This is a genomic window from Mesorhizobium sp. M7A.F.Ca.MR.148.00.0.0, from assembly GCF_003997735.1.
Taxonomy (GTDB): domain Bacteria; phylum Pseudomonadota; class Alphaproteobacteria; order Rhizobiales; family Rhizobiaceae; genus Mesorhizobium.
Genome location: NZ_RZTB01000772.1, coordinates 1 through 221, shown reverse-complemented (window position 1 = coordinate 221; position 221 = coordinate 1). Strand labels below are relative to the sequence as shown.

Genomic DNA, 221 nt, shown 5'->3' with positions numbered 1-221 from the left:
TTCATGGTGATGCCGAACGACATGCCGGCGCGCAGCGAATCGGCAGGGTTGGCGATCTTGGCCTTGACCAGCAGGGTGCGGCTCTTTTCGTCGATGTGGTTGTCGATGGCCGAGACCGTGCCGGTATAGACATTGCTGGGATTGGCGATCGGCGTCGCCGTCAATTGCGCACCGACGTTGACGGCGGCGGCGAAGCGCTCCGGCACCAGGAAATCGACCAG

At 62.9% G+C, this 221-nt stretch carries 1 protein-coding gene; it reads right to left on the bottom strand.

Annotated elements, in window-relative coordinates:
• The coding region (locus tag EOB49_RS36215) for an efflux RND transporter periplasmic adaptor subunit (protein WP_127383597.1) at positions 1–221 on the bottom strand (221 nt) is incomplete at both ends.